The sequence below is a fragment of the Streptococcus sp. 27098_8_12 genome (assembly GCF_041432115.1).
Lineage (GTDB): Bacteria > Bacillota > Bacilli > Lactobacillales > Streptococcaceae > Streptococcus > Streptococcus parasanguinis_V.
The window spans coordinates 1-1311 of record NZ_JAPVZA010000040.1; the positions used below are offsets into that span (position 1 = coordinate 1).

A 1311-nucleotide genomic window follows, 5' to 3' on the forward strand; every position below is an offset into this window, starting at 1 on the left:
ATTTCAAAGGCTTTTTTCTTTTTGTTCATTTGTGTACATTGCAATATAAATCAATCGAATCACTACTTTTTTCTTCTCGAATTTGATTAATCTTATTAAGGTAAATGTCAACTGCTTCAGATTTATCAAGAGCGTATGTTTAGATGTAATCTAATCTATTCTTATGAAAACAAGCAAAAACAACCGGAAAAGAAACAGTTCACGACTGCTTCTTCTCTGGTTGCTTTTTAAACTAACAATCTTTCCGACTTAATTGATAAGAATATAGGATCGGAATGAGAACAATGGTGAGGATGACCAGCACCAGTACATAAGAAAACGCGAATTGAAGGCCTGCTTCAAGTAGAAGGATCAACCCTCCGAGGACCCACAACTTCCCTGCCAAGCGATGGGTTTTGTGCCAGTTATCTTCACTCTGTAAGGTCCAAGGCAGACGGATCCCAACCGTGTGATTCACTTTCAACTTAGGCATGTAATTGCCCATGATTACAAAGATGAGGCCTAGCAAAACCGAAACAACAATAGAGGGATTGGTCGTAGAGCCTAGCGCCTTGCTATAGATGAGATAGGAAATACTTAAGGAAACGATTGGGGTCAACCAGTAAATCGCTCTGATCATTTTTTCATTCATAGCGCTATTCTTAGAATCGCGACCGATCATAAAGATCATAAACAGATGCACCATGAGATCGAAAATAGGAAGACCAAACACAACCAGGGGTTTCGATTGGAAGTTATTGGGCTGGCCAGCAAAATTGAAGTGAATCGGGATTTGGTTAGGTAATTGCGACCAAATCATCAGCCCCCAAAGCATGGGGAAAAGGATCACCATAGAAGTTAATAGCAATAGTTTTTTATTCGTTTTCATCAGTAGAGTCTCCTTTCAAATCAACGAGCCAGACCATTAAATCCTCCAAGACAGAAGTATTGAGTTCATAGTAGATAAAATTCTTTTCTTTTTCCTCTCGAATTAAATCTGCCTGCTTGAGGAGGCTTAAATGATGGGAAATGGTCGTCCCTGCCACATCAAAGTGGCTAGCGATATCTCCAGCAGATAATTTTCCCGCCTTTAGCAGTTCTAAGATACTTCTTCTTATCGGATTCGATAAAGCTTTAAATGTTTGCGCAAAATTCATTCTCTATCTCCTCTAATCTATTTAGAAATCTTTCTAAATAGATTCTAGTACTTTCGGATGGGTTTGTCAACTCTATTTAGAAAAAAATCTAAATAGTTTCTGTTGTAAAAAAATATCAGACCTAAGACCGATTCTTATAAACAGCGTCTTTTCTTAAGTTTTCTTTAAGAAATCA

Annotated in this window: 2 protein-coding genes; both read right to left on the reverse strand. The window is 37.8% G+C overall.

The features are described from left to right. Positions 1-232: 232 nt before the first annotated feature. Positions 233-868 carry an SdpI family protein gene (locus O3629_RS10105; RefSeq protein WP_371609145.1) on the reverse strand — a complete coding sequence of 212 codons (636 nt, stop codon included), beginning with the start codon at positions 866-868 and terminating at the stop codon, positions 233-235. Next, complete coding sequence (locus tag O3629_RS10110; RefSeq protein WP_371609146.1) at positions 855-1136, reverse strand: autorepressor SdpR family transcription factor; 282 nt, start codon at positions 1134-1136, stop codon at positions 855-857. The genes O3629_RS10105 and O3629_RS10110 overlap by 14 nt, the downstream gene beginning before the upstream one ends. Positions 1137-1311: the final 175 nt, after the last annotated feature.

Excerpts from the sequence above, each read along its gene's own strand:
- O3629_RS10105 (WP_371609145.1), bottom strand. The coding sequence starts at position 868 with ATGAAAACGAATAAAAAACTATTGCTATTAACTTCTATGGTGATCCTT.
- O3629_RS10110 (WP_371609146.1), bottom strand. The coding sequence starts at position 1,136 with ATGAATTTTGCGCAAACATTTAAAGCTTTATCGAATCCGATAAGAAGA.